Origin of the sequence: Sphingomonas sp. LR59 (genome assembly GCF_036855945.1) — a bacterium.
Lineage (GTDB): Bacteria > Pseudomonadota > Alphaproteobacteria > Sphingomonadales > Sphingomonadaceae > Sphingomonas.
Genome location: NZ_JASPFL010000001.1, coordinates 1,213,493 through 1,238,949, shown reverse-complemented (window position 1 = coordinate 1,238,949; position 25,457 = coordinate 1,213,493). Strand labels below are relative to the sequence as shown.

Annotated in this window: 17 protein-coding genes, 1 tRNA gene and 2 pseudogenes; 6 read left to right on the top strand and 14 right to left on the bottom strand. The window is 65.5% G+C overall.

From position 1 onward, the window contains the following. The 3 genes from treY to QP164_RS05555 are packed head-to-tail and all read right to left on the bottom strand — an operon-like array spanning position 1 to position 8,197. A complete protein-coding gene (gene treY / locus QP164_RS05565; RefSeq protein WP_333922464.1) occupies positions 1-2,427 on the bottom strand; it encodes a malto-oligosyltrehalose synthase in 2,427 nt (808 codons plus the stop codon). After that, on the bottom strand, positions 2,424-6,959 hold the full coding sequence (gene treZ, locus QP164_RS05560; protein WP_333922463.1) for a malto-oligosyltrehalose trehalohydrolase: 4,536 nt from the start codon (positions 6,957-6,959) through the stop codon (positions 2,424-2,426). Before treZ ends, treY begins: the two co-directional genes overlap by 4 nt. Then, complete coding sequence (locus tag QP164_RS05555) at positions 6,902-8,197, bottom strand: glycogen debranching protein (protein WP_333922462.1); 1,296 nt, start codon at positions 8,195-8,197, stop codon at positions 6,902-6,904. Before QP164_RS05555 ends, treZ begins: the two co-directional genes overlap by 58 nt. Before the next feature lie 172 nt (positions 8,198-8,369). On the opposite strand from QP164_RS05555, the pseudogene QP164_RS05550 reads away from it, so the two are divergent. Then, positions 8,370-9,472 (top strand): annotated as a pseudogene (locus QP164_RS05550) (NADH:flavin oxidoreductase/NADH oxidase). A gap of 179 nt (positions 9,473-9,651) precedes the next feature. Here the strand turns inward: QP164_RS05550 and QP164_RS05545 are convergent. The 3 genes from QP164_RS05545 to QP164_RS05535 are packed head-to-tail and all read right to left on the bottom strand — an operon-like array spanning position 9,652 to position 13,109. After that, the gene (locus QP164_RS05545) at positions 9,652-10,455 is read right to left on the bottom strand and encodes an SDR family NAD(P)-dependent oxidoreductase (RefSeq protein WP_333922461.1); all 804 of its coding nucleotides are present in this window, start codon (positions 10,453-10,455) and stop codon (positions 9,652-9,654) included. Between the two features lie 28 nt (positions 10,456-10,483). After that, positions 10,484-12,325, bottom strand: a complete 1,842-nt coding sequence (locus QP164_RS05540) for a glycoside hydrolase family 15 protein (protein WP_333922460.1) — start codon at positions 12,323-12,325, stop codon at positions 10,484-10,486. Then, positions 12,318-13,109 (bottom strand): glucose 1-dehydrogenase, encoded by a 792-nt coding sequence (locus QP164_RS05535; protein ID WP_333922459.1) that lies wholly within the window; start codon positions 13,107-13,109, stop codon positions 12,318-12,320. The genes QP164_RS05540 and QP164_RS05535 overlap by 8 nt, the downstream gene beginning before the upstream one ends. A gap of 171 nt (positions 13,110-13,280) precedes the next feature. Between QP164_RS05535 and QP164_RS05530 the strand changes: the two genes are divergently transcribed. Continuing rightward, positions 13,281-13,433 carry a hypothetical protein gene (locus QP164_RS05530; RefSeq protein ID WP_165886423.1) on the top strand — a complete coding sequence of 51 codons (153 nt, stop codon included), beginning with the start codon at positions 13,281-13,283 and terminating at the stop codon, positions 13,431-13,433. 18 nt (positions 13,434-13,451) lie between these two features. Here the strand turns inward: QP164_RS05530 and QP164_RS05525 are convergent, their stop codons facing one another. After that, entirely contained in the window at positions 13,452-13,718 is a 267-nt protein-coding gene (locus QP164_RS05525; protein ID WP_333922458.1) for a hypothetical protein, read from the bottom strand. A 118-nt stretch (positions 13,719-13,836) separates the two neighbouring features. On the opposite strand from QP164_RS05525, the gene QP164_RS05520 reads away from it, so the two are divergent. Then, positions 13,837-13,926, top strand: a tRNA-Ser gene (locus QP164_RS05520). A gap of 8 nt (positions 13,927-13,934) precedes the next feature. On the opposite strand, the gene QP164_RS05515 is transcribed toward QP164_RS05520, so the two are convergent. After that, positions 13,935-14,573 carry a glutathione S-transferase gene (locus QP164_RS05515; RefSeq protein ID WP_333922457.1) on the bottom strand — a complete coding sequence of 213 codons (639 nt, stop codon included), beginning with the start codon at positions 14,571-14,573 and terminating at the stop codon, positions 13,935-13,937. Between the two features lie 121 nt (positions 14,574-14,694). Here QP164_RS05515 and QP164_RS05510 point away from each other — a divergent pair, with 121 nt between their 5' ends. Both QP164_RS05510 and QP164_RS05505 read left to right on the top strand, forming a co-directional pair. Continuing rightward, positions 14,695-14,898: a DUF5818 domain-containing protein gene (locus QP164_RS05510; protein WP_132734117.1), complete on the top strand. Its 204-nt coding sequence runs from the start codon at positions 14,695-14,697 to the stop codon at positions 14,896-14,898. Positions 14,899-15,036: 138 nt separating this feature from the next. Beyond that, entirely contained in the window at positions 15,037-15,552 is a 516-nt protein-coding gene (locus tag QP164_RS05505; RefSeq protein ID WP_132734119.1) for a MucR family transcriptional regulator, read from the top strand. 48 nt (positions 15,553-15,600) lie between these two features. On the opposite strand, the gene poxB is transcribed toward QP164_RS05505, so the two are convergent. Continuing rightward, positions 15,601-17,340 (bottom strand): ubiquinone-dependent pyruvate dehydrogenase, encoded by a 1,740-nt coding sequence (gene poxB, locus QP164_RS05500; RefSeq protein WP_333922456.1) that lies wholly within the window; start codon positions 17,338-17,340, stop codon positions 15,601-15,603. A 328-nt stretch (positions 17,341-17,668) separates the two neighbouring features. Between poxB and QP164_RS05495 the strand changes: the two genes are divergently transcribed. Beyond that, positions 17,669-20,086: a TonB-dependent receptor domain-containing protein gene (locus QP164_RS05495; protein ID WP_333922455.1), complete on the top strand. Its 2,418-nt coding sequence runs from the start codon at positions 17,669-17,671 to the stop codon at positions 20,084-20,086. A gap of 25 nt (positions 20,087-20,111) precedes the next feature. Here QP164_RS05495 and QP164_RS05490 read toward each other — a convergent pair whose 3' ends face one another. The 5 genes and pseudogenes from QP164_RS05490 to QP164_RS05470 form a co-directional block, all read right to left on the bottom strand. Then, a complete protein-coding gene (locus QP164_RS05490; protein WP_333922454.1) occupies positions 20,112-20,876 on the bottom strand; it encodes an MBL fold metallo-hydrolase in 765 nt (254 codons plus the stop codon). After that, positions 20,873-21,664 (bottom strand): TatD family hydrolase, encoded by a 792-nt coding sequence (locus QP164_RS05485; protein WP_333922453.1) that lies wholly within the window; start codon positions 21,662-21,664, stop codon positions 20,873-20,875. Before QP164_RS05485 ends, QP164_RS05490 begins: the two co-directional genes overlap by 4 nt. Next, positions 21,664-23,211, bottom strand: a complete 1,548-nt coding sequence (gene metG / locus QP164_RS05480) for a methionine--tRNA ligase (protein WP_333922452.1) — start codon at positions 23,209-23,211, stop codon at positions 21,664-21,666. Before metG ends, QP164_RS05485 begins: the two co-directional genes overlap by 1 nt. Before the next feature lie 50 nt (positions 23,212-23,261). After that, positions 23,262-24,238, bottom strand: a pseudogene (locus QP164_RS05475) (AAA family ATPase). Positions 24,239-24,266: 28 nt separating this feature from the next. Beyond that, complete coding sequence (locus QP164_RS05470; RefSeq protein ID WP_333922451.1) at positions 24,267-25,430, bottom strand: D-alanyl-D-alanine carboxypeptidase family protein; 1,164 nt, start codon at positions 25,428-25,430, stop codon at positions 24,267-24,269. Positions 25,431-25,457: the final 27 nt, after the last annotated feature.

The window sequence follows — 25,457 nt, the reverse complement described above, 5'->3', positions numbered from 1 at the left end:
TCAGCCTTTTGCGGGCAGCATCTCGATCGACATGGAACGCTCGTCGAGCAGATCGGCGAGCGCTTCGCCGGATGCGAGTGCGGTGTCGCCCCACCAGTCGCGGGCGTCGATCCGGTCGAGATAGCGCTCGGCACAGCGTAGCGGGATCACGCAGCGCAAAATTGCATCCGTACCGATCCGACGAAACGCAATGGCGTGGTCGGCGCGGATACCGCTTAACGCGATGGGCTCGTAACGTCCCTCAGAGAACAATCTCGGATGCGTCCGTCGCAGCCCGAGAAGTTGCCGGATCAGCGCCATCTTTGCTGGCGTTTCACCGTCCAGCGATGCCTGAAGCTGCGTGTAATCGACCGGACGACGGTTGTCGGGATCGACCAGACTCAGATCGGCGATCTCCGTGCCCTGATACAGATCGGGGACGCCGGGAACGGTGTAGCGCAGCGCGACCTGCGCAAGGCCGTTCGCCGCCGCCGCGGGTGCGATCCGCACGACGAACGCGGTCATGTCGGCGAGGAAAGCCTGCGACTGCGCGGGATCGAGCAGCGCGCGTGCCAGATCGTGGCAGCGGCTCTCGTAAGCCTTGTCCGGCGCCTCCCAGGACGAGCGCAGCTTGGCCTCACGCAACGCCTTTTCCTGCCACGCGACGATCCGCTCGGCAAAGTCCGACAATCCTTCTGTATCCGATCCAGTCAGGCGCTCGGGCCAAGCGCCAAACAGCGTCTGGAGCAGCATATACGCGTCGGCGGGATCGACCCCGTCGGCAAACGGCGCGGCGAGTTCGCGCCATCGTTCCACGTGCGCTGGCCAAAGATCGGGCAGTTCGCTCAACACCGCGAGCCGTGCGCGGACGTCTTCGCCGCGCTTGTGGTCATGCGTGGCGGTCGCGAGCATCGCCGCCGGCCAATCGCGGGCGCGCTCGACCATAGCCGCGTGGAAGTCGTCGATATCGAGCGACATGCGAGCGGCGTCGAACCCAACGTCGTTGCGCGAGAGCAGGCGGCCGTACCGATAGAAGGCGGTGTCCTCGACCGCCTTGGCGGCGATAGGCGCGGAGAGTTGCTGGAACTTCCGCACCGCCTCGGCGGCGAGCTTTGCATCCCCAGGCCCCTCGCCTGCCAGCCATGCGAGGATCCGCTCGACCACTGCGTCCTCGCCCGGTGGAACGAACTGAGCCACGCGCTGGCGGACCGTCTCGCGGATCGCGGCGTCCGCTGCTGGGGCGGCATCGCCCGTCCCATAGGTACGATAGACGGGAAAGACGCACAGCAGGCGCTCGATCGCGCGGTCGAGCATACCTCGCGTCAGGCCATCACATTCGGGCGTCGACCGAGCGAGGGCGACAAAGGCGTCGACGCAGCGGCGGTGCTGGCCATCGAACTGCCACGCCAGCAATTCCTGCCGCGCACGCAGTTCCTCGGGCGCGAAGTCGCCAGACCTCTCGCTTATGTCCGCCCAAAGTTTGGCGAGCGGTTCGGCGCCGGCGGGGGCATGGAGCAAGGCCGTGACCTGCTCCATGAAGTCGTACCCGCTGGTGCCGTCGACGCCCCAGTCGGTCGCGAGCGGTTCGCCGTCGGCAAGGATCTTCTCGATGACGATGTAGGCCGAACCGGGCGGCACATCGGCGGGACGTTCGATCGCATCGAACCTCGCACGGAGCTGGCGGCAATAGCCCGCGGGGTCGGTCAGCCCGTCGACGTGATCGACGCGGACGCCGTCGATCAGGCCCTCGGCATACAGGCGGAAATAGAGCGCGTGTGTTGCCTCAAACACGACCGGGTCTTCGGCGCGTAGGCCGGCAAGGTCGTTGATGGTAAAGAACCGCCGCCAGTTCAGTTCGTCATTCGCGACGCGCCAGGAGGCGAGACGGTAATGCTGGCGATCGACCAGCGCAGCGATATCGTCGGTCGCTGCGGTGGGCTGATCTTCGTCGCGGATCGGCAGGCAGTGTTCGCCGTACGCTTCGAGGACATAGCGGCCGTCGACCTGCTCGACCTTGAGCGCGCCGCTGGCCAGCGTTTCGGCGAGCGGATCGCCGAGGATCGGGAGCACGAGCTTCTCACGCCAGTCGATGTCGAAGTAGCGGGCGAATTCGCTGGTTTCACCGTCTGCTAGAACATCATTCCACCACGCATTCTCACCACCGGCAACGCCCATGTGGTTGGGCACGATGTCGATAATGACGCCCATACCGCGCGCGCGGAGTGCTGCGACTAGGTTGCGGAACGCCTCTTCACCGCCGAGTTCGGGATTGATCCGGGTAGGGTCGACGACGTCGTAGCCGTGGGTCGAGCCGCTGCGGGCGGTGGTGATCGGCGAGGTATAGAGGTGGCTGATCCCGAGCGCGTCGAGATACGGCACCAGCGCTTCCGCGTCGGCGAAGGTGAAGTCCTTGTGGAACTGGAAGCGATAGGTTGCGCGGGGGGTCATGATGGTCTCGCGGCGTTGAGCGTGGCGATGCGGGTGGCGACGTCGGGACGTTGCAGGAGCGACTCGGTCGTGCCGGGCATGCGACGGCGCCAATTGGGATGTTCGTCGATCGTGCCGGGGAGGTTCGGTTGCTCGATCAGCCCAGCGAGGTCCTCGATGGGGACGATCGCCAGCGCACACGGGGTCCCGGCGACATGCGCGATCGCCGCGTCAACCACGGGGGCGGTGTCGTCGGCCGCGGGTTGCTCGGTACCGGTGCCAAACGCAGACCAGAGCGCGGCGCGGTCTTCGGCACGAGCGGCGCGGTCGGCGCGTTCGTCTGGCGCGTCGGACTTACGGCCGAGTTCCCACGTCCAGTCGATGTCGCGGCCGCTCCACCACCCAGCGATCGTCGCGAGATCGTGCGTACCGGTCATCGCCACCGCCTCGGGAGACCATTTCGCCGGGGGCACGAAGCCGTCTGTATCGCGCTCGAACCAGAGCACGCGCATCCCGAGCATTGCGCGGACGTCCATCGCCTCGCGGAAGCCGTCGGGGACGGTGCCGAGGTCTTCGCCAATGACGATCGCCTTCGCCCGCTGCGATTCCATGGCGATGATCCGCATCATGTCACCGAACGGCATGTCCAGATACGCGCCCTCTGCGGCTGAGGCGCCTTCGGGGACGATCCAGAGGCGGCGAAGGCCGAACGCGTGGTCAATCCGAATGCCGCCGGCGTGTGTGAGCGCTGAGCGGATCGTAGCAATGAACGGGGCAAAGGCGGTATCCCGCAGCGCTTGCGGATCGAACCCGGTGATGCCCCAGCTTTGTCCATCCGGCCCGAGCGGATCGGGCGGTGCGCCGATCGACAGGCCGGTCAGCAGGTCGCCGCGGCGACTCCAGCCATGACTGCCGCCCGGGTCCATGCCCACGGCAAGATCGGCGATGAGCCCGACCGCCATGCCGGCGTCCTTGGCGGCCGTATGCGCGGCGTCGAGGTCGCGCCGCGCTAGCCATTGGAGGAAAATGTAGAACGTGACATCGTCGGCATGCTCCGCGACGAAGCGGCGGACGGTTGGGCTGGCGGGATCGCGATACTCGGCGGGCCACTGCTGCCATCCGCGTGCTTCCATGGTTGCGAAGAAATGCGCGTGGAGGGCGTCGAACTCGGCGTGGCGTTCGAGGTCGTCGCCACCTTGTCGCCTGAATACCGTTAAGGCTTCTTCAATCTGTGGAAGCACTTGGTCGAAGCTCTTGCGTAGTCGCGCGAGCTTTTCGGGGATCGCGGCGTGCCAGTCGATCAGTTCGGGGCAGTCGCGGCTGTCGAACTTTGCACCAAATGCCGCCGGGTCGCCGTAGAGCCCGTTGAGGAACTGCCGACTTGAGGGTGCGTAGGGGCTGTATCGGCTGGCGTCGGCGGGGAACAACGCGTGCGTCGGACTGATCGCGAGGGCATCGGCGCCGCGCTGGCCAAAGGCTCGGGCGGCGTCTGCGAGCGAAACGAAGTCACCGAACGCCTTCGGCGCATCGGTGCGCAGGCTCGGGATCTGGACGGCGGGCGCCCAGAGTTTGCGGCCAGGTAGCGCATCGGCGATCGTGTAGCAGCGGCGCGGTGCGACGAGAATGTCGATGACTTCGCCATTGATTTCAAGCTTGTGGTAGCCGCACCTGCCTATCGGACTTAACGTGCTGTCATCAACCGTGACGGAGCGCGTCGTACCGTCTTCGAACGTAAGTTCGGCTTTGCCTGATACCTTTGATGCCAGCCGGATCGGGTCTCCGACATCGACGGACAGGAAACGGACACCGTGCGCGTCTCGCGCTTCGATCGCGGCGAGGCTTTCGGCGATCTGCTTTTCGCTTCCGGACGGATGGCCCAGGCAGTCCAGGATCGCCCGCAGCGCATCGTCGGCGACGGTCTGGCGACGACCCGCTGCGTCCTGCCATTCGGGTTGCAGGCCGGCCGCGACAGCGAGTGTTCGGAGGCCGCTCATCGGTCCAGCCAGACTGCCACGCTGGCAGCCCCCCGGTTCGCCCTGGGCGAAGATCGGCGAGGTCTCTAGTGCAGGAAAATCAACGACTTTGTCGCCGAGGTTGAGCGCAATCGTCAGGATTGCGCCGTCGCCCATCTGCCAACGTGCGACGACCGCCCCCTCCCCGATCGCTTCGGCGCCGATCACCGTCGTGCCGCGAAGGCGGGGGATGATCTGCTCGTGTCGGATCTTAAGCAGGGTTCGGTACAGGTCCTGCCACTCGGCCGCATCGGCGCCGGGCCGTGCTCGCGATTGAAGGAAGGTTTCGTGCGCGTTGGGGTCGGGGATCGCCTTGCGTGCTTCGGGATCGGCGAATGCGGCGAACTTGGCGAATTCCTTGCGCCGGCCTTCGCGCACCGCGTCGGCGAGGTCGTCGTGGAAATCGGTGAAGAACAGGAACGGGCTTTCGCTGCCATGCTCGTCGCCCATGAACAGCAGCGGGATCTGCGGTCCGAGTAAGAGCAACGCAGTGGCAGCACGCAGCTTCTGGCGGTCGGCAAGCAGCGTCAGGCGCTCGCCCATCGCGCGATTGCCGATCTGGTCGTGGTTTTGCAGGAACGCGACGAACGCGGTCGGCGACAGGTGTGCGCTGGGCTTGCCGCGCGGCTTGCCGTCGTGGTTGGGGGAACCCTCCCCCTGGTAGATGAAGCCTTCGCCGAGGCAGCGCGCGAGGCGCTCGGCAGGGCGGTCGGCGAAGTCGGCATAATAGGCGCTCGTCTCGCCGGTGAGCAGGACATGGAGGACGTTGTGAAAGTCGTCGTTCCACTGCGCGTCGAACGCGCCAGCGTGGAGCCGGTCGGCGTCGTTGCCCTCGTTTTCGAGGACAAGATGGATGTGGCGGCCTTCGGTCTTCTCGCGCAGTTCGGCGGCCATCGCGTCGAGGAAATGGTCGTTCTCGATCGCGTGGACCGCGTCGAAGCGAAGGCCGTCGAACTTGTAGTCGTTCAGCCACATCAGCGCATTGTCGACGAAATAGCGGTGGACGGGCGCCTGGTCGACCGCGACCGCGCCGCCCCAGGGGGTGTCGACTTCGGGGTGGAAGAAGCCCTTCGCGTAGGCGCCAAGGTAGTTTCCATCGGGGCCGAAGTGATTGTAAACCACGTCGAGGAACACGGCCAAGCCGAGCTCGTGGGCGCGATCGACCAGCGCTTTCAGCTCGTCGGGCGTGCCGTAGCTTTCAGCAGGGGCGTAGGGGAGCACGCCGTCATAGCCCCAGTTGCGGGTGCCGCCGAACGCGTTGACGGGCATGAGTTCGATTCCCGTGATGCCCAGCGTGGCGATCGCCGGGAGGTGGTCCGCGACGCCTGCGAAGCCGCCGAGCGTGCCGACATGGACCTCTTGGATGACCATCTCTTCCCATGGTCGGCCGCGCCAGTCCGGGGTCCGCCAGTCATAGGCGTGTTCGACAACCACGCTCCAACCATGAACGCCGCCGTCCTGTGCACGCGAAGCCGGGTCCGGAACGGTAAGATCGTCCGCAAGTCGGAACCGGTACCGTGCGCCCGCACCGACCGGGGCCTTAGCACTAAACCAGCCCTCCCCCTCGCGGGTCATGGGAACCGCGTTGCCCTCAGCGATCTCCAGCGTCACCGCATCGCGATCGGGTGCCCAGAGGCGGAAGGTCGTCCCGTCCTCGGCGAGTATCGGTCCCCAGGCCGTCATGCTGCTGCGATCGTCCATGTCAGCAACGCCGCACCCTGCGGGGAGCTCATAGCTGTCCTTGATCGGCATGGCGGGCTGGTCGGGCCTGCTGCTGTCGATCAGCACGGTGCGCTCTACCTCGGCCGGGGGTGGCATGTGGAAGGTCAGCGGGCCTTCTGAGGCGTTCAGGAACAGCGAGATCACTTGCACCTCGCCCGAGTCCCGCTCGCACGCGCGGCGCATCACCAGCGCGCGGCCGTTGGTGTTCTCCCAATCTTCCGAAGTCAGTTGCAGACCGCGTTCATCCCACCATTCGATGTCCTTTAGCCCCTCCGCGGGCGTATCTTCACCGTACAGGAAGTTGCCAGCGCGGAGCATCGGATAGTCGCGGCGGAGCGCGATCAGCCGCGCGGTGAAGTCGATCAGTGCGTCGCCCTCGGGGGACTTGGCCTTGTCCCAGTCGAGCCAGCTGATCTCGTTGTCTTGGCAATAGGCGTTGTTGTTGCCGTTTTGCGTGCGGCCGAACTCGTCACCCGCGACCAGCATCGGCGTGCCGAGCGAGGCGAACAGCGTGGTCAGCATTGAGCGCATCACTCGCGACCGGGTCTCTAGGATCGCGGGGTCCTCGGTCGGGCCTTCGACGCCCCAGTTGCGGGAGCAGTTGTTCGAGTGGCCGTCGTTGTTGTCTTCACCGTTCGCTTCGTTGTGGCGTTCCTCGTAGGCGACGGTGTCGGCAAGCGTGTAGCCGTCATGCGCGCCGAGCAGGTTGACGCTGGCCCAGGGGCGGCGGGCGCGGCGGTCGAACAGGTCGGCCGACCCGGTCAGGCGCGCGGCGAGGTCGGCGCGCTGCGCATGATCGCCGCGCCAGAATTTGCGCACGGTGTCGCGGTATTTGTCGTTCCACTCGGCGAAACCGGGAGGAAGTTGCCGAGCTGGTAGCCTCCGGGGCCGATGTCCCACGGCTCGGTGATCAGCTTCAACCGGCCGAGCACGGGATCCTGGCGGAGCACGTCGAAGAAGCCTGCGCCGGGATCGAAGCCGGTATCCGTACGGCCGAGCGTCAAGCCGAGATCGAAGCGGAAGCCGTCGATCCCGAAGCTGGTCGCCCAGTAACGCAGCGAGTCCGCGACCATCTGGATCACCCGCGCCTTGGTCAGGTTGAGCGTGTTGCCCGTGCCGGTGTCGTTGATCGAATAGCGGGGGTCGTCCTTGACCAGGCGGTAGTAGCTCGCGTTGTCGAGACCGCGCCACGACAGCGTCGGGCCCTGTTCCGAGCCTTCGCACGTGTGGTTGTAGACGACGTCGAGGATCACCTCGATCCCGGCCGCGTGGAGGCGGCGGATCGAGCGGCGAAGTTCGTCGTGGCTGTTGGTGGCGAAGAACGAACGCTCGGGCGTAAAGAAATTGAGGGTGTTGTAGCCCCAGTAATTGCGCAGGCCCTTTTCCTGGAGGAAGCGGTCCTGGATGTAGGTGTGGATCGGCAGCAGCTCGATCGCGGTGACGCCGAGGCGCTTGAGGTGATCGATGACCTTGGGGTTGCCGAGCGCCGCGAAGGTGCCGCGTTCGGAGGGCTGGACCTCCTCGAACAGCTTGGTCAGGCCCTTGGTATGCGCCTCGTAGATCACCGTCTCGGACCAGGGCGTGTTCGGGCGCACGTCGCGCGACCAGTCGAAATGGCTGTCGGTCACGACGCCCTTGGGCATCGTCAGCGCGCTGTCGCGCTTGTCGAAGCTCAGGTCCACGCGCGGCGACTTCACCTGGTATCCGTACATCGCGTCGGTCCAGCGGAGTTCGCCGATCATCTGCTTGGCGTACGGGTCGAGCAGCAGCTTGTTCGGGTTGAAGCGGTGGCCCTCTTCCGGCGCATAACGGCCATGCGCGCGGTAGCCGTAGACGAGGCCGGGCTGCGCGTCGGGGAGGTAGCCGTGCCAGACTTCGTCGGTCCATTCGGGCAGCGGATAGCGCTTCAGCTCGCGGCGGCCGGTCTCGTCATAGACGCAGAGTTCGATCTTCTCGGCATTGGCGGAATAGACCGCGAAATTAACGCCGAGACCGTCAAAGGTTGCGCCGAGCGGATAGGCCGAGCCGGCGTCGAGCGTGTCGGGCAGTAGATGCAACGTGAAGACCCCCATCTGTCGTCGCTGCCGCGGCTTTATCGCGGTGCAGCATTCCTTGGCGTGAAACCCGCCCGCCGGTTCCTATGTTCCGCATCGAGCAGCGAGTTTTCGCCGTACTCCTCTACGTATCAAGGGACACGCCCATGCCTTATTCCATCCGATCGATCTTCGCATGAGCGGGCCGAAACTGTTCGAGCCGCTCAAGGTCGGAAATCTCACGCTGGCCAACCGGATCGTGATCGCGCCGATGTGCCAATATTCGGCGAACAATGGCTGCATGAACGACTGGCACCAGATCCATCTCGGCCAGCTCGCGCTGTCCGGCGCGGCGCTGCTGACGATCGAGGCGAGTGCGGTACTGCCCGAGGGGCGGATCACGCATGGCGATGTCGGGCTGTACGACGATGCGACCGAGGCGGCGATGGCGGGGGTGATCGAGAGCGTGCGGCGCTGGTCCGACATGCCGATCGCGATCCAGTTGTCGCACGCCGGGCGGAAAGCGTCGTGCGAGGTGCCGTGGAAGGGCGGACTCCAGATTGCGCCAAGCGAGCCGAATGGCTGGCAGACCGAGGGGCCTTCGACGGTCCCGTTCCTGCCCGAGGAGAACGCGCCGGTCGCGCTCGACGCCGCCGGGCTAGCGCGAGTGCGCGATGCGTTCGTGGCGGCGACGGTGCGCGCCGCGCGGCTCGGCATCGATGCGGTGCAATTGCATGCGGCGCACGGCTATCTGCTGCACGAGTTCCTGTCGCCGCTGTCGAACCGGCGCGAGGACGAGTATGGCGGCAGTCTCGAAAACCGGATGCGCTTCCCGCTCGAAGTGTTCGATGCGGTGCGCGCGGCGTTCCCCGCTGAACGAGCTGTGACGATGCGTGTGTCGGGGACGGACTGGGCCGAGGGCGGCTGGGATTCGGACCAGACTGTGGCGTTTGCCAAGGCGCTCGAAGCGCGCGGGTGCAGTGCGATCCACGTGTCGAGCGGCGGGATCACGCCGGCGCAACAGATCCCCGTCGGGCCGAGCTATCAGGTGCCGCTCGCGCGTGCGGTGAAGCAGACGGTGTCGATCCCGGTCGTTGCGGTTGGACTGATTACCGATTTCGAGCAGGCCGAGGCGATCGTGGGCACAGGTGAAGCGGACATGATCGCGCTGGCCCGGACGATCCTCTACGATCCGCGCTGGCCCTGGCATGCGGCGGCGCATCTTGGGGGAAGGTGAAGGCGCCACGGCAGTATCTGCGGTCGCAGCCTCGGCAGTTTAAGGACTTATTCGAGGGGTAACCCGCCGCCCCTGCAATCCTCCCCCGCCAGGGGGAGGTGGCGCGAAGCGACGGAGGGGGAGGAACACGCACCATCGGTTGCACCTGCCTCCCCCTCCGGCAGGCAAGTGCCTGCCACCTCCCCCTGGCGGGGGAGGATTGCTCGGCTCCGCTCCTGGGGGAGTGGCGATGCCTGAGCGCTCAGCCCGCCACCGTCATCACCGAACCCGAGTCCACGCGGATATTCGCGCCATTGATAAAGCTCGCCCGCTCCGAGCACAGGAACAGGATCGCCGAGGCCACCTCTTCCGCCTTGCCGCGGCGCTTGAGCGTCATCCCGGGACGTTCCTCTTCCAGAAACGTCTCGATCGCCTCGTCGAAGCTCATGCCCTTTTCGTCGGCGCGCTTCCGCATCATCTTATCGGTCATCGGCGTGGCGATGAACGCGGGCGAGACGGTGTTCACCAGCACGTTGTCGCACCCGTAAGCCTTGGAAAGCCCCTTCGACAGGCTCGAAATCCCCGCCTTCGACGCGCAATAGGCGAGCTCGTCGACATAGGGCTGCACCGCGTCCTCTGAACTCATCAGCACGATGCGGCCCCATTTGGCGGCGCGCATCGCCGGGATCGCCTCGCGGCACACCCGCACCGCGCCCATCAGGTTGATGTCGAGCGTCGACTGCCAGCCGGCATCGTCGACGTCGAGAAAGTCGCCGGTCGCGCCGGTCACGCCCGCGCAGCTGACCAGGATGTCGGGCTCGCCGAGCTGCGCGTGTACCTTGGCGAACAACGCCTTAACATCGTCGAGCTTGGTCAGGTCGGCCTCGACCGCGATCACCTCGCCGTGTGCCTTCAGGTCCTCGACACTCGCGTCGAGGTCGCCGCCGGGCTGGTCGGTAATCGCGACGCGGACGCCTTCCTGGAGCAGCATCCGGGCGGTTTCCTTGCCCATGCCGCTGTCCGCGCCGGTGATGAGTGCGATCTTGCCTGCGATATCGAGGTTCATGCTGTCGTCCTTACGTCAGTGAAAATTGTCATGCCCATTCCCGCGGACCGTCGCTGTCGAGCGCACGGTCAAGGTAGAAGGCTGCACTGATGAGCGCCAAATGGCTGAAGCCTTGCGGAAAATTGCCGAGGAAGCTGCCGTCCTGCGCAATCTCCTCGGCGAACAAACCGAGATGATTACCGTGCGCGAGGAGCTTCTCGAAGTTCAGCCGTGCCTCGTCGAGCCGCCCTGCCCGCGCGAGACATTCGACGTACCAGAACGAGCAGGCGACGAACGTCCCCTCCTGCCCCGGCAAACCGTCGTCGATCCGGTAGCGATAGACCTGCCCGTCGTCCGACAGGTCGCTCCCGATCGCCTCCAGCGTCGCGAGCCACTTGGGATCGGTCGCGCCGACGAAGCGGACCAGCGGCATCATCAGCAACGCGCCGTCGACCGCCAGATCCTCGGGCGCATCGCCGATCGCGCGGACGAAGCGGCCGAGATCGTCGTTCCAGAAATTCGCCCAGATATCGTCGTGGATCGCCGTCCGCGTCTCCGACCAGCGGACCAGTGGCGCGGGGAGCGAACGCTTCTGCGCCAGCCGCACCGCGCGATCGACCGCGACCCAACTCATCAGGCGCGAATGGAGATAATGCTTCTTCGGCCCGCGGACTTCCCAGATCCCCGAGTCCGGCGTGTCCCACGTCTCGCAGACCTGATCGACGATCCGCCCGATCGCCACCCAGGAATCATGCGCGATCGGCTCGCCGTATTTGCTGCCGAGATAGGTCGCGTCGAGCAGCGCGCCGTAGATGTCGTGCTGCGTCTGGTCCTTCGCCTCGTTGCCGACGACGATCGGCGTCGCGCCCTCGAACCCGGCGAGGTCCAATTTGCGTTCGTCGGCGATCTCGCCACCGTCGAGCGCGTACATGACGCCGAGATGGCCCTTCGAACACGCCTGCGCGCGATTCATCGCCCAGTGGAGGAAGCCGACCGCCTCGCCTTGGTAGCCGAGCCGGAGCAGCGCGTAGACGGTGAACGACGAGTCGCGGATCCACGTCGCGCGGTAATCCCAGTTGCGGACGCCGCCATGCGCTTCGGGCAGGCCAAAGGTCGCGGCGGCGGCGATCGAGCCGTGCTTGCGCGAGGTCAGCAGCTTCAGCGCCATTGCCGAGCGCTCGACGGTCTCGCGCCAGCGGCCGCGGTAGCGCGACTTGCGGCTCCACGCGCGCCAATAGGCGATGTCCTTCTCGACGATCGCATCGAGCGCGTCGGTGTCGAGCGAGACGTCGTCGGGGTTGCTGAGGATCAGCGAGACGGTGCCGCCTTCGTTAAGGTGGATTTCAGCGGTGAGGTCGCAACCGTCCGCGACGAGCGTCGCGGCGCCATGAACCGCGAGTGCCAGGCCGCTCTCGTGATCGAACCGCCCGCGCGACACGTCCGCGTCGGTGGTCGTGACGGAAGCCTTGCGTCCCATCACGCCATAGTCGAACCGCGGCGCACAGCGGACGCGGACCGTCGCCGACCCACGCGTGCAGGTCAGCCGACGAACGAGCCGCGACGGCGCGTCATCGGCATCGGCATCGTTGCCGACCGGCATCAGGTCGACCAGATCGACGCTCGCCGCGTTCGCCATCCAGCGGGTCAGCAGGATGTTGGTCTCGGGCAGGTACATCTGGACGATGTTCGCATCGGGCAGGTCGGGCTCGACCGAGAAATGGCCGCCCTTCTCGCCGTCGAGCAGCCGCGCGAAGACCGACGCGCTGTCGAGGCACGGCCAGCAGAGGTAGTCGATCGTGCCCGCCGTATCGACCAGCGCGATCGTCTCCAGGTTACCGATCGCGCCGTGATCCGCGATCGATATGGCGGGCTTATCCCCAAGCTCACCCATTATCGCGGAAGCCGGGATACAGGCTCATGCCGCCATCGATCGTCAGCGTCGAGCCGACGATATAGTCCGCGGCATCCGACACCAGGAACAGCGCCGCACGCGCGACGTCCTCGGGATCGCCGATCCGGCCATAGGGGATCAGCTCGAGCAGCTTGTCCTGGTCGGCGGTCGCGTCCTCGTTGATTTCGGTCGCGATCGCGCCGGGAGCGATGCCGTTCACCCGGATGCGGTCGCCGGCGATCTCCTGCGCGAGCGTCCGCATCAGCATCCCGCTGCCGCCCTTCGACGCGGCGTAGTTGGCGTGGCCCGCCCAGGGGATGACCTCGTGCACCGAACTCATGAACAGGATCTTGCCGATCGACCGGCTGACGCCGCGGTCGCCTTGCTTGCGGAACCGCCGCACGGCCTCGCGCGAGACGAGGAACTGCCCGGTCAGATTGACGTCGATGACGCGTTTCCAATCCTCCAGCGTCAGGTCGGCATAGGCCGCATCCTTCTGCATGCCCGCGTTGGCGAAGACGATGTCGACACCGCCGAAGCGCTCGACCGTCTCGTCGAACAGCTTCAGCACCGCGGCCTCGTCCGACGTATCCGCTTCGCACGCAAAGGCTTCGCCGCCCGCCTGCTCGATCGCCTCGACCACCTCGCGCGCCTTGTCCGCGTTGCTGTTGTAATTGACCGCGACCTTCGCGCCGGCCTTGGCAAAGGCGATGGCGGAGGCGCGGCCGAGCCCGGAACTCGCGCCGGTAACGATCGCGGCCTGGCCCGTCAGGTCGATGTGCATGGCTAATCTTTCGCTGGGGGATATCGCTGCTCAACGCGTCCCTGCGAAAGTTTATCCCTCCGCTCCCCATCGACCTGTCGGCGCTATGCCGCTGAACCCGCTCGGCGTTTTGCCGCCAACCTTTGGTTAACGGTTAGCGGGCATGATCGCGGGAGCGAAGGGATCGGACCAATGGCACGCCAACAGGATATTTTCACGCTGGTCGGCAACCGGATGCGCGCGCCTGCGCCCTGCGAGATCGAGTATCCAGCCTTTGAGCGGCCACCGATCGCGGACTTGATCCGGCGTATCGACCAGGCACTCGAGGCTCGTCGAGCAGCCTGACCCCAGTCGTCCGCCTCATCAGTCGTCCGCCTCATCGGACTGGCTCAACATGCTTGCATACATCTCCGCCGCACGTCGCTCGCGTGGATCCTTGAAGGCGAGGTGCGGCGCAGGCGCCTCGCCGGTCGCGCGCAGGACGGCCCATAACGCAAACCGTCGCCCCGGCTCCCGCTCGGTCCCGAATGCGAGCGAGAGGCGGTCCCGCCCTGCCTGCAGTGCATCGGGATCGAGGGTGTCGATATCGGTCGTGCTGAAAAAATGATGCGAGATTGCGTCGAGGTCCATGCGATCGTCATGCAGTCCACGCTGCCTTCGCGCAACACGTGGAGCGGCTTCCTCACCCCGATACCGGAAGTGTTGCGAACCGACCGCGCACCGCCTAGATGCGCTCACCGACTGGCTTGGAAGAGTGTCCGAGTGGTTTAAGGAACTGGTCTTGAAAACCAGCGAGGGTGCAAGCCCTCCGTGGGTTCGAATCCCACCTCTTCCGCCAAGTCAGCATTATTCGGAAGACCGCGCGGGAAACATGGTCGCCGGATGATCGGGTTGCCAGGGCGCAAACCGGACCATCGCGCGCGCGAACAGCGGCGAGCTCAGGAAATCGGTCAGCCAGCGTTGCAGATCGGCAAACGGCAGCGCGTCGAAATACGCCCGGTCGGTTTCGGCGAACTGCCGGACGAACGGGAGTATCGCGAGATCGACGGTCGCCAGCCGTTCCCCGGCCAACGCCGGGCTTTTGCCAAGCCGGGCATCGAGCCGTTGTAGGAACCGGTTCGCCTCGGCCCGGTGGTCGGTCGGATCGTCGGGATACCGATCGGCATATTTGTAGCGATCCAGATGGTGCTTGAACGCCCCGTCGTTGTCGGCAACCAGCGCCGCGTCGTCGGGCGTCATCCCACCGGCATTACCGCTTTCGACCGATGCCCATCGCATGATGTCGAGGCTCTCGTCGATAACCCGGCCGTCTGGCAGCACCAGCACCGGAACCGTAGCCTTGGCCGATACCGCGAGCATTGCCGCCGGCTTGGCCCGCAACGCCACTTCGCGAAGTTCGACTTCCAGCCCGGCGATCAGCAGCGCCAGGCGTGCGCGCATCGCAAAGGGGCAGCGGCGGAAGCTGTACAGGATCGGTGCAGTCATCTGCCGGCGTGTACCTGATCTGGCAGGCATGATCACGGTTGCTCTTTTCCCGCCAGCCGGTCCTGATCGCCGCAGATCGATCGACCAATGATCTTCATGAAAAGCCGCGCGTTGTCGTCGAATGATACAGCCAGGCAACCCGATAGACGAAACAGGAACGCTGATCCGGGAGGGCGGTGCATTCCTATTGCAGCGTGATTCCGGTGGTCGATACCATCTCCAACTCGGCCGTATGCCGGTCGATCATGTCCAGAAACGAGTCCGTATAATCGGGGTCGAAATTGCGCCGGATTTGATCTGCGTCGACGGTGTATCGAGCGCTTGATCGCCACTGATCGAAAGAATTTCACCGCCGAATTTTGTCCCGAATAGTGTCGATTATTTCATAACGTCGTGTCTTTTCATTCTGTTGCGCACGTTGTAGTCACGCCCCCGCCGGGGGCCGTAGAGACAAGGACCGAGTGTGACCGATACATTGAACGCCGTTGAACTGGCCGCGGAACTGACCGCAGCGTGGCTCGCGAATCCGAACACTCGTACGTCGGCTGACGACGTTCCTGCGTTTCTGCTCTCGATGCATGCTGCCGTGGTCAAGCTGACCGATGGCACCGATACCGATGTTGAGGCCGCTCCCGCGCAGAACTACGAGCCCGCCGTCACCGCGCGCAAATCGCTTGCTTCGCCCGATCACATCATCTCGATGCTCGACGGTAAGAAGTACAAGACGCTGCGTCGCCATCTCACCACCAACGGCCTGACGCCCGAGCAGTACCGCGAGCGGTTCAACCTTAAGCCCGACTATCCGATGGTCGCCGCGAACTATTCGGAAGCGCGTCGCGCGATGGCGAAGTCGATCGGTCTGGGCCGCAAGGCTGGCAGCACCGTCGAGAAGGCTGCCGACTCCGCGGTCAAGACGGTCCGCAAGAGCGGCAAGGCTGCGCTCGATGCCGCCAAGAAGACGCTCGGCAACGAAGAGTGATCGTACGCGGGGAAGATCGCTGATCTTCCCCGCATCGTTCCGGATGGCCTACAGGCCGGGCAAAGCCAGCCGCAAGTTGGTCTTGGCCAGTTCGACGACTTCGTCACCGCGCCCGTTTAGTATCGCCTTGGCCATATACAGGCTGAAGCCCTTCGCCTGCTCCGCCTTGATCGATGGCGGCATCAGCAGTTCGTAGGACGCCGTCTTTACCGACACGAGCGCCGGACCGTCATGCGCCAGGGCCTCGCGCAACGCGCTTTCGAGATCCGCCGACTCGGTGACGTTGATACCCAGGATACCCGACGCCTGCGCGATCATCGCGAAATCCGGGTTCTCCAGCTTCACATTCACGTCGAGGAAACCGCCGGCCTTCTGCTCGAGCGCGACGAAACCGAGTTCGCCATTGTCGACGATCACGATCTTCACCGGCAGATTGAGCTGCTTCAGCGTCAGCAGGTCGCCCATCGACATCGCGAACCCGCCATCGCCCGACAGCGAGATAACCTGACGGCCCGGACAGGCCGCCTGCGCGCCGATCGCCTGCGCCAGCGCGTTCGCCATCGACCCGTGATTGGCGGAGAACAACAGCCGACGCTGGCCGTTGACGGTGATGTAGCGACACGCCCAGGCGGTCGGCGTGCCGACATCGGCGGAGATGATCGCGTCGTCCGCCGCCAGATCGCTCAAGACCTTGGCGAGATATTGCGGATGGATCGGGCGCCCCGGCTTGGACGGCGTCGCGAGATCGTCGAGCCCCTTGCGAGCGCTGGCATAATGCTTTCGCGCCGCCTCGATGAAGGTGCGATCGGTCCGTCGCGTCAGCCGCGGCAACAGCGCGGCCAGTGTCTCGCCGACATCGCCGACGATCCCGAGCGTCAGCGGCGCACGCTTGCCGAGCTGCGACGGATCGCGGTCGACCTGGACGATCTTCGCGTCCTTCGGATAGAAATTGCGATACGGAAAGTCGGTGCCGAGCATCAGCAGCAGGTCACCATTCTCCATCGCCTGATAGCCCGATGAGAAGCCGATCAGGCCGGTCATGCCGACGTCGAATGGATTGTCCCACTCGACATGCTCCTTGCCGCGCAGGGCATGGACCACCGGCGCGCCAAGCGTGTCCGCCAATGCGACGACGGCGTCATGCTGCCCCGCACAGCCCGCGCCGGCCAGGATCGTCACCGTCTTGGCCTCGTCGAGCAACGTCACCAGCGTATCGATATCGTCCGCATTGGGCACGATCCGCGGCGGATTGAGCCGTGGGAATGTCCCGGTCGCCCCCTTCGGTGCCTCGAGCAGCGCGACGTCGCCCGGAACGACGATCACCGCGACGCCACGCTTGCCGATCGCCGCGCGCATCGCCCGGTGCATCACCTCCGGCATCTGCGCCGGGTTGGTAACAAGCTCAACGAAGTGGCTGCACTCGCGGAAGAGTTCCTGCGGATGCGTTTCCTGAAAATAGCCGAGACCGATCTCCGACGACGGGATATGCGCGGCGATCGCCAGCACCGGCACGTGGTTCCGGTGGCAGTCGAACAGGCCGTTGATGAGATGCAGGTTGCCCGGCCCGCAACTGCCCGCACATACCGCAAGCTCACCGGTGATCGCGGCTTCGGCGCCCGCGGCGAAGGCGGCCACCTCCTCGTGACGGGTCATCATCCAGTCGATCTTGCCCATCTTCCGAAGCGTCTCGTTGAGCCCGTTGAGGCTGTCCCCGGTAACCCCCCAGATCCGCTTCACGCCGGCATCGGCGAGCGTGAGTGCCATGATATCCGCGATCGTATGAGCCATTGCGCGCTGTTTCCCATGTGATGACCCGCAGGCTTTTCCGTGACCGCTCGTCGACGGGCCTATGCGGTGGTCATCAACGCAAAGCGTCGCCGACGCGATCGGTTCCGTGTGAGCGCGGATCTAACCTAGCGCAAGATCTCCAGCGTCGCCCGGACGACCCTAGGTGTTGCGAAACGGACACGCGGAGATCGTTAAATCGACCTGTCGAAAGGGGCCGACCCGGAATTACCGGCTAGACATCAAACCGTCACTGAAACGTCGCTGCCCGGTAACCTGCCGCGTCGATGGGCGCTGAGAGCGCTGCGTCATGGCAGCGCAGGGGACCATTATGAACCGTCTATCCGGCCTTCTCGCCAGTGTTGCCGTGCTCGCGATCGCCGCACCTGCCGTCGCACAGACCACCGCCGATGCTTCGGCTCCGGTCGCGCAAGCCGATCAGGCGGTGCCGGGCGATAACGCGGGCGCCGACGGTTTGCAGGGCACCCCCGCCGACATCGTCGTGCTCGGCTTCGGCCAGAGTCGCCAGGTGCAGAGCGTCAGCGCGGTCGACCTCGCGCGGCTCACCCCCGGTTCGAGTCCGTTGAAGGCGATTGAGAAGCTCCCCGGCGTCAATTTCCAGGCGTCCGACCCGTTCGGCGCGTATGAATGGGCGGTCCGCATATCGCTGCGCGGATTCAACCAGAACCAGCTTGGCTTCACGCTCGACGGCGTACCGCTCGGCGACATGAGCTACGGCAACGTCAACGGCCTCCACATCAGCCGCGCGATCATCTCCGAGAACGTCGCGCGCACCGAAGTCGCGCAGGGCGCCGGCGCGCTCGGCACCGCCTCGACCAGCAACCTCGGCGGCACGATCCAGTTCTTCAGCGATAAGCCGAGGGACACGCTCAACGTCACGGGCGGCGGCACCTATGGCTCCGACAACACGTATCGCGGCTATGCCCGGCTCGACACCGGCGATCTCGGCGGCGGCCTCAAGGGCTATCTGAGCTATGGCTACCTCACCACCGACAAGTGGAAAGGCGACGGCGTCCAGCGCCAACACCAGGCGAACGGCAAGATCGTCAAGGATCTAGGCAGCTTCGGCAGCCTGTCGGCGTTCGTGAACTTCTCGGATCGTCGCGAGCAGGACTACCAGGATCTGAGCTACGACATCATCCGCCGTCGTGGCCTGCGCAACGACAACATCGCCGATAACTACCCGCTCGCGCTGCAGATCGGCAAGACCTACCAGAACCAGGCGGCACTGGCCTCCTACACCAAGGCGAACAACGGCTCGTCGGTCGGCTTCGTCGCGCCGTGGGCCGGGGTCGGCACGACCTTCCCGACCGGGTTCGGCACGGTCGACGACGCCTATTTCGATGCCGGTGGCGTGCGGCGCGATTATCTCGGTGGCGTGACGCTAAACGCGAACCTGACGCCCGAACTGACGATGGTCACGACCGGCTATTACCACGACAACAAGGGCCAGGGATCGTGGATCACGCCCTATTCGCCAACTGCGGCGGGTGCGCTGAACCAGGACGGCAGCGCGATCACCGCGCCCAGCCCGCTCGGCTTCCGCACGACCGAGTACAGCATCAAGCGCGGCGGGGCGCTCAGCAACATCGCCTATGAGACGGGCGCGAACACCGTCGAGGTCGGCGGCTGGCTCGAGACCAACACCTTCACGCAGGCGCGGCGCTTCTACGGGATGACCGACAGTGCGACCCCGAACCGCGACGTGCTCGAGTTCCAGAAGAACCCCTATGCAACGCAGTGGGACGGCAAATACGGCACCGATACGATGCAGTATCATGTCGAGGATACGCTGAAGCTCGCCGGCGATCGGCTGATCGTCAACGCCGGGTGGAAGGGCGCCTATGTCGTCAACAGCGCGACGATGCTGCCCGACACGACCTCCCCGCTCGCGGTCGGTCGCATCTCGGCGAAGGACTGGTTCCAGCCACAGGCGGGCATCCTGTTCAAGCTGACCCCGGCGGCGGAAATCTTCGCGGACTATACCGAGAACATGCGCGCGTTCGTCTCGTCGGCGACGACCGGGCCCTTCGCCGCGACTCAAGCGGGCTTCAACGCCGTCCGTGGGCGCCTCAAGCCCGAGCGCTCGAAGACCGCGGAAGGCGGCGTCCGCCTGCACAGCGGCCCGTTCCAGGCATCGGCAGTCGGCTATTATGTCGACTTCTCGAACCGCTTGCTCGCGTTTGCGAACGGCGTCGGCATCCTCGGCAACGCGCCGACGCTCAACAACGCGGGTAGCGTGCGGACCTACGGCGCCGAAGTCTCGGCCAATTACCGCGTGTTCCGCCCGCTCTCGTTGTTCGCCAGCTACTCCTACACCAACGCGGAATATCAGGACACGGTCACCGACGCCTCGGGCTCGGTCCAGGTCCGCAAGGGCGATACCGTCGTCGACACCCCCAAGCACATGGTCAAGGGCGAGATCGTGCTCGAACAATCGGGTTTCACCGGCCGGGTCGGCGCAGACTATATGAGCAAGCGCTACTTCACCTACCTCAACGACCAGTCGGTACCGAGCCGCGTGCTGGTCGACGCCAGCATCGGCTATCGGTTCGAGGGCGACGGCCCGCTGCACGGCGTCGCGATCGAGGGCAACGTCACCAACCTGACCAACAAGAAGTATATCGCGACGGTCGGCTCGAACGGCTTCACCGCAAGCGGCGACAACCAGACTTTGCTCGCCGGCGCGCCGCGGCAGTTCTTCGTGTCGCTGAAGAAGGGCTTCTGAGTAGGCGGACGGGCTCGTGCGACCGTCAGGCGGTCAGCACGAGCCCGTCATAGCCGGGCTCGACCCCGCTGGGCAGTTCATCGCGCAACGTCGCGTAATCCATCGTGTTATCCATATGGATTAGTGCGGTCCGCTTCGGCGTGAGGCGGTCAACCCAGCCGAGCACCGCCGACAACTCCATGTGCGTCGGATGCGGTCGCCGGCGAAGTGCATCGACCACCCAGATATCCAGATCTTGATACAGGCCGGCCATATCGTCCGTCATCACGTTGAAATCGGTCGCATATCCGATCGACGTGCCGTCCGCATCGAAGCGCAGGCCGGCAGCGTGGATGCTGCCATGCGGCTGATCGGTCACGCGGATGTCGATCCCGCCGATCCGCAATCGATCCGGCAAGACCTCGGCCGCGATCGTCGGCGGATAGCCGGGGCGACCATGAAAGGCATAGGTGAAGCGCGCATCGAGCGCCGCCAGCGTGAACGGCCGCGCATAGCCGCGGACCGGCGTTCCCATCGCGTGGAAGAGTTGCCGCACGTCGTCGATGCCGTGGCAATGATCGGCATGGTCGTGCGTCCAGAGTATCGCATCGACCCGGTCGATATCAGCCGCCAGCAACTGCTCGCGCATGTCGGGACTGGTGTCGATCAGGATCCGGGTGCCGTCATGCTCGACCAACGCGGACGCACGCGTGCGGCGGTTACGTGGCTCGGTGGGGTCGCACTCGCCCCAGTCGTTGCCGATCCTCGGCACCCCCGAGGATGTGCCCGAACCGAGGATCGTGATCTTCATGCGACCGCCCCGGCCACCCGCGTCTTGACGAACAGCGCGTGGAAGTTCTCGGCCGTACGCCGCGATAATTCCTCGACATTCTCGCCGCGCAGGTCGGCCAGGAATTGCGCAGTATCCGCGACGAAGGCGGGCTCGCCGGTCTTGCCCCGATGCGGTACCGGCGCGAGGAACGGCGCGTCGGTCTCGATCAGCAACCGCTCGATCGGCAGCCGTGCCGCGGTTTCCTGGAGATCACGCGCGTTCTTGAACGTCACGATCCCCGAGATCGAGATATAAAGGCCCATATTCAGCGCCTTGTCGGCAAAAGCTCCGCTCGCCGTGAAGCAGTGGATGACGCCCGGATAGGCTCCCTTCGCCATCTCCTCGGCCATGATCGCCGCGGTATCGTCCTCGGCATCGCGGGTATGAACGACGATCGGCAGGCCCGTCTCGCGCGAGGCCGCGATGTGCGCGCGGAAGCTCGCCTGCTGGCGCGCGCGGTCCGAGGTATCGCGGAAATAGTCGAGCCCGCTCTCGCCCAGCCCGACGACGCGCGGATGCGCCGCACGCGCGATCAGCTTGGCCGCGTCGACGTCGGGATAGGTGTCCGCCTCGTTCGGATGGATGCCGATCGTCGCCCACACGTCCGGCTCGCGCTCGGCGGTGGCGACGATATCGTCCCACTCGCTCTCACGCGTCGAGATGTTGAGCATCGCCGTCACGCCGCGGGCCCGCGCGCGTTCGAGCACCGCCTGCTGGTCCTCGACGAGGCCCTTGTAGTTCAGGTGGCAATGGCTGTCGGCGAGCATCAGGCCTCCGCGGGCATTTCGAGACGGGGAAACACGGGCGATGGCGGCGCGATCCGGAAGTCCGATGCGGCGATCCGGTCGTACCAGCGGTCATCGTCGATCGCGGCGTGGTCGCGCTCGGTCGCGCCGATCTGGTCGAGCACCTTGCCAGCGGACTCGGGCACGACCGGCAGGATCGCGATCGCGAGCATGCGGATCGCGCGGACCAGCGTGCGCAGCACCGCGTTCATCCGCTCGGGATCGGTCTTGCGCAACGCCCAGGGCGCCTGCGCATCGATATACTGGTTGCACGCGAACACGCCGCGCATCCACGCCTCGATGCCTTGCGACAAAGCGAGATCGGTGAAGCCCGACTTGAACCCCGCGCAGGCGACGACGACCTCCTCGATGAGCATGCCGTCGGCATCCTGCACCGTACCCGCGGTGGGAAACTCGCCGCCCAAGTTCTTGGCGATGAACGACAAGGTGCGCTGTGCGAGGTTGCCGAAGCTGTTTGCCAGCTCGGCATTCACGCGCATCACGATCGCCTCGGGCGAGTAGCTGCCATCCTGCCCGAAGCTGACCTCGCGCAGGAAGAAATAGCGCAGCGCATCGACGCCGAACGCATCCGCGAGCGCCATCGGATCGACGACGTTGCCGACCGACTTCGACATTTTCTCGCCGCGGGTCAGCAGGAAGCCGTGGCCGAACACGCTCTTGGGCAGCGGGATGCCCGCCGACAGCAGGAACGCCGGCCAGTAGACCGCGTGGAAACGGACGATGTCCTTGCCGATCATATGGATATCCGCCGGCCAGTATTTCGCCTTGTCGCCGGTCATGTCGGGATAACCGATCCCGGTCAGGTAATTGGTGAGCGCATCGACCCACACATACATGACATGGCCGGGACTGCCCGGCACCGGCACGCCCCAGTCGAAGCTGGTGCGTGAAACCGACAGATCGTTCAGGCCGCCCTCGACGAAGCGCATCACTTCGTTGCGACGGCTCTCGGGGCGGATGAAATCGGGGTTGGCGGCGAACAGATCGAGCAAGGGCTGCTGATATTTCGACAGGCGGAAGAACCACGTCTCCTCCGCGGTCCATTCGACCGGCGTACCCTGCGGCGAGCGGCGATCGTCGCCCTCCCCGGTCAGCTCGGATTCGTCGTAGAACGCCTCATCGCGGACCGAGTACCAGCCCTCGTAGCGGTCGAGATACAGATCACCCGCATCCGCCATCGCCTGCCAGATCGCCGAACTCGCGGCGTAGTGATCCTCGTCGACAGTGCGGATGAAGCGGTCATACGAGATGCCAAGACGGTCGGCCATCGCATGGAAATACGACGACATCTCGTTGGCGAGGTCGCGCACCGGCATGTCGCGGTCACGCGCGGCCTGGACCATCTTGAGACCGTGTTCGTCGGTGCCGGTCTGGAACAGCACGTCGCGGCCCGCCTGGCGCTGGAAGCGCGCGATCGCGTCGGCGGCGACCATCTCGTAGGCGTGACCGATATGCGGACGGCCGTTGGGATAGTGGATTGCGGTGGTGATATAGAAAGGATCGGCCATGCCGCGCTCCTAGAGCATCGCCCCGGTGAGGTGAAGCCTGCTCGGCCCGATCACTGGCGTAATGTCGCGACGATCCCTGCCATCTCGAACACGGTCGCCTGCGCATCGAGCGACAGGCCGATCGCCGCGCCCGCGAGGTCGCGTGCCGCGGCATGCGCGTCGAGCGCGGACCGGAGCGCTGGCCCCGAGCGGGTCCGGGCGGCGTCGGCGATGAATGCTGGCGCACGGTCGAGAAATGCCTCGTACCGCGGTTGCGCTGCCTTGAGCCCAAGCGCCTTGGCGAGCTTCAACCGGCGTCCGTTATCCCGATCGCCGTCCTGCGCGATCGCGGCGATGGCATCGTCGATCGCCGCGATGTCGAGCCCAGCGTAGCGAAGCGCGCGGCCGGGGCCCCGTCGCTCGCGCGAACCAGCGCGACGACCTCACTCTCGTCGGCATTGGGCTGCAACGTCCGGATCGCGGTCGCGACCTCGCCGTCCGAGAGCGCCTCGAACCGCAGCAACCGGCAGCGCGAGCGGATCGTCGGCAGCAACCTTCCCGGCGCATGACTGACCAACAGGAATATCGTCCCGGCTGGCGGTTCCTCGAGGTTCTTGAGCAGCGCATTCGCCCCGCCCCGCTCCAGATCGTCGATCGCGTCGATCACCACGACGCGCCGCGGACTCATCGACGGCGTCGTCGCGAACAGCGGTTGCAGCGTCCGCACCTGTGCGATCGTGATGCTGCGCGCGAGATCCTGATCGGGCTTTTCCGGATCTTTCGGCAGTCGCGCGAGCACGCGGAAATCGGGATGCGACCCGGCCTCCATCAGTGACCGCGTCCGGTTCCCCTCGGGAACCTCCGACCCGGTCGACCCGCCATCGGGATCGGCCGCATCCGCCAGCATCCGCATGGCGGCGGCGCGCGCGAAACTCGCCTTGCCGACACCCTGCGGTCCGGCGATCAGCCATGCGTGATGCAACGACCCGCCGCGCATCGCCGCCATGAAGGCGGCCTGCGCGGCGGAGTTGCCGATGATTGGCGTCATGCCGGCAACGCCGTCGGCGCCGCGGTCATCAGCCGAAAAAGCCGGTCAGTCCTGCCCATGCACGCCCGAAGAAGCCGGCGACCGCAACGTCCTTCTCGGCGACCAGCGGCATTGTCTGCTGGAGACCGTCCGAGGTCGTCACGACGAGATCGGCGACATGCTGGCCCGCCTTGATCGGCGCCTTGATCGGCCCCTGATAGACGACCTTCGCGGTCATGGTCGGCGAGGTGCCGGCGGGCAACGTCACGGTCAGCGCCTTGGGTGCGACGAGGCCGACCGACGCGCTGTCGCCCATCTGGACGGCTGCGGTCTCAACCTTCTTGCCCTTCGCGACGATCGGCTTCGACTGCCACGCACGGAAGCCCCATTCCATGAACCGCACCGACTCTTCCGCACGCTGGCCCGCGCTCGTCAGGCCAGCGACGACCATCACCAGGCGACGGCCGTTCTGGATGGCGGACCCGGTAAAGCCATAGCCGGCTTCCTCGGTGTGACCGGTCTTGAGCCCATCGGCGCCAGCGACGCGGCCGAGGATCGGATCGCGGTTCGCCTGGGTGATGGCGCTGCCGCCCATCGTCTTGCCCCAGGTGAAATCACGCTTCGAATAGAATTGCTTGTAGAGATCGGGATAGTTGGTGATCGTCGCCGCGGCGAGCTGCGCCAGATCATGCGCGGTGACATAGGTGACGCCGTTGTCGGGCCAGCCGTTGGCGGTGCCGAAATGACTGTCCTTGAGGCCGAGTTCGGCGGCCTTGCGGTTCATCCGCTCGGTGAATGCCTGCTCCGACCCCGAAATGCCCTCGGCGAGCACGATGCACGCGTCGTTACCCGACAGCGTGACGATGCCGTAGAGAAGGTTGGCGACGCTGACGTTCTCACCCGACGACAGGAACATCGTCGAACCTGCTGACGGACCATGCCATTTCGCCCAGGTCTCGGGCCGCACCGGCATCATCTGGTCGAGCTTCAGCTCGCCTTTCTTGACCATGTCGAATGCGACATAGACGGTCATCATCTTGGCGAGCGAGGCCGGCGGCATGCGGCGGTTCGCGTCGCGCGCGAACAGCACCGCGCCCGACGACAGATCCTCCATATAGGCGATCGGCGCCGCGGTCTGGAACTGCGGGGCCGCAGCGATGGAGGGATGCGCCAGCGCGAGGGCGACGAGCGGTGCGACGATCAGCTTCTTCATGGGGTATTCCGTGAGCAAAAGGGCGGT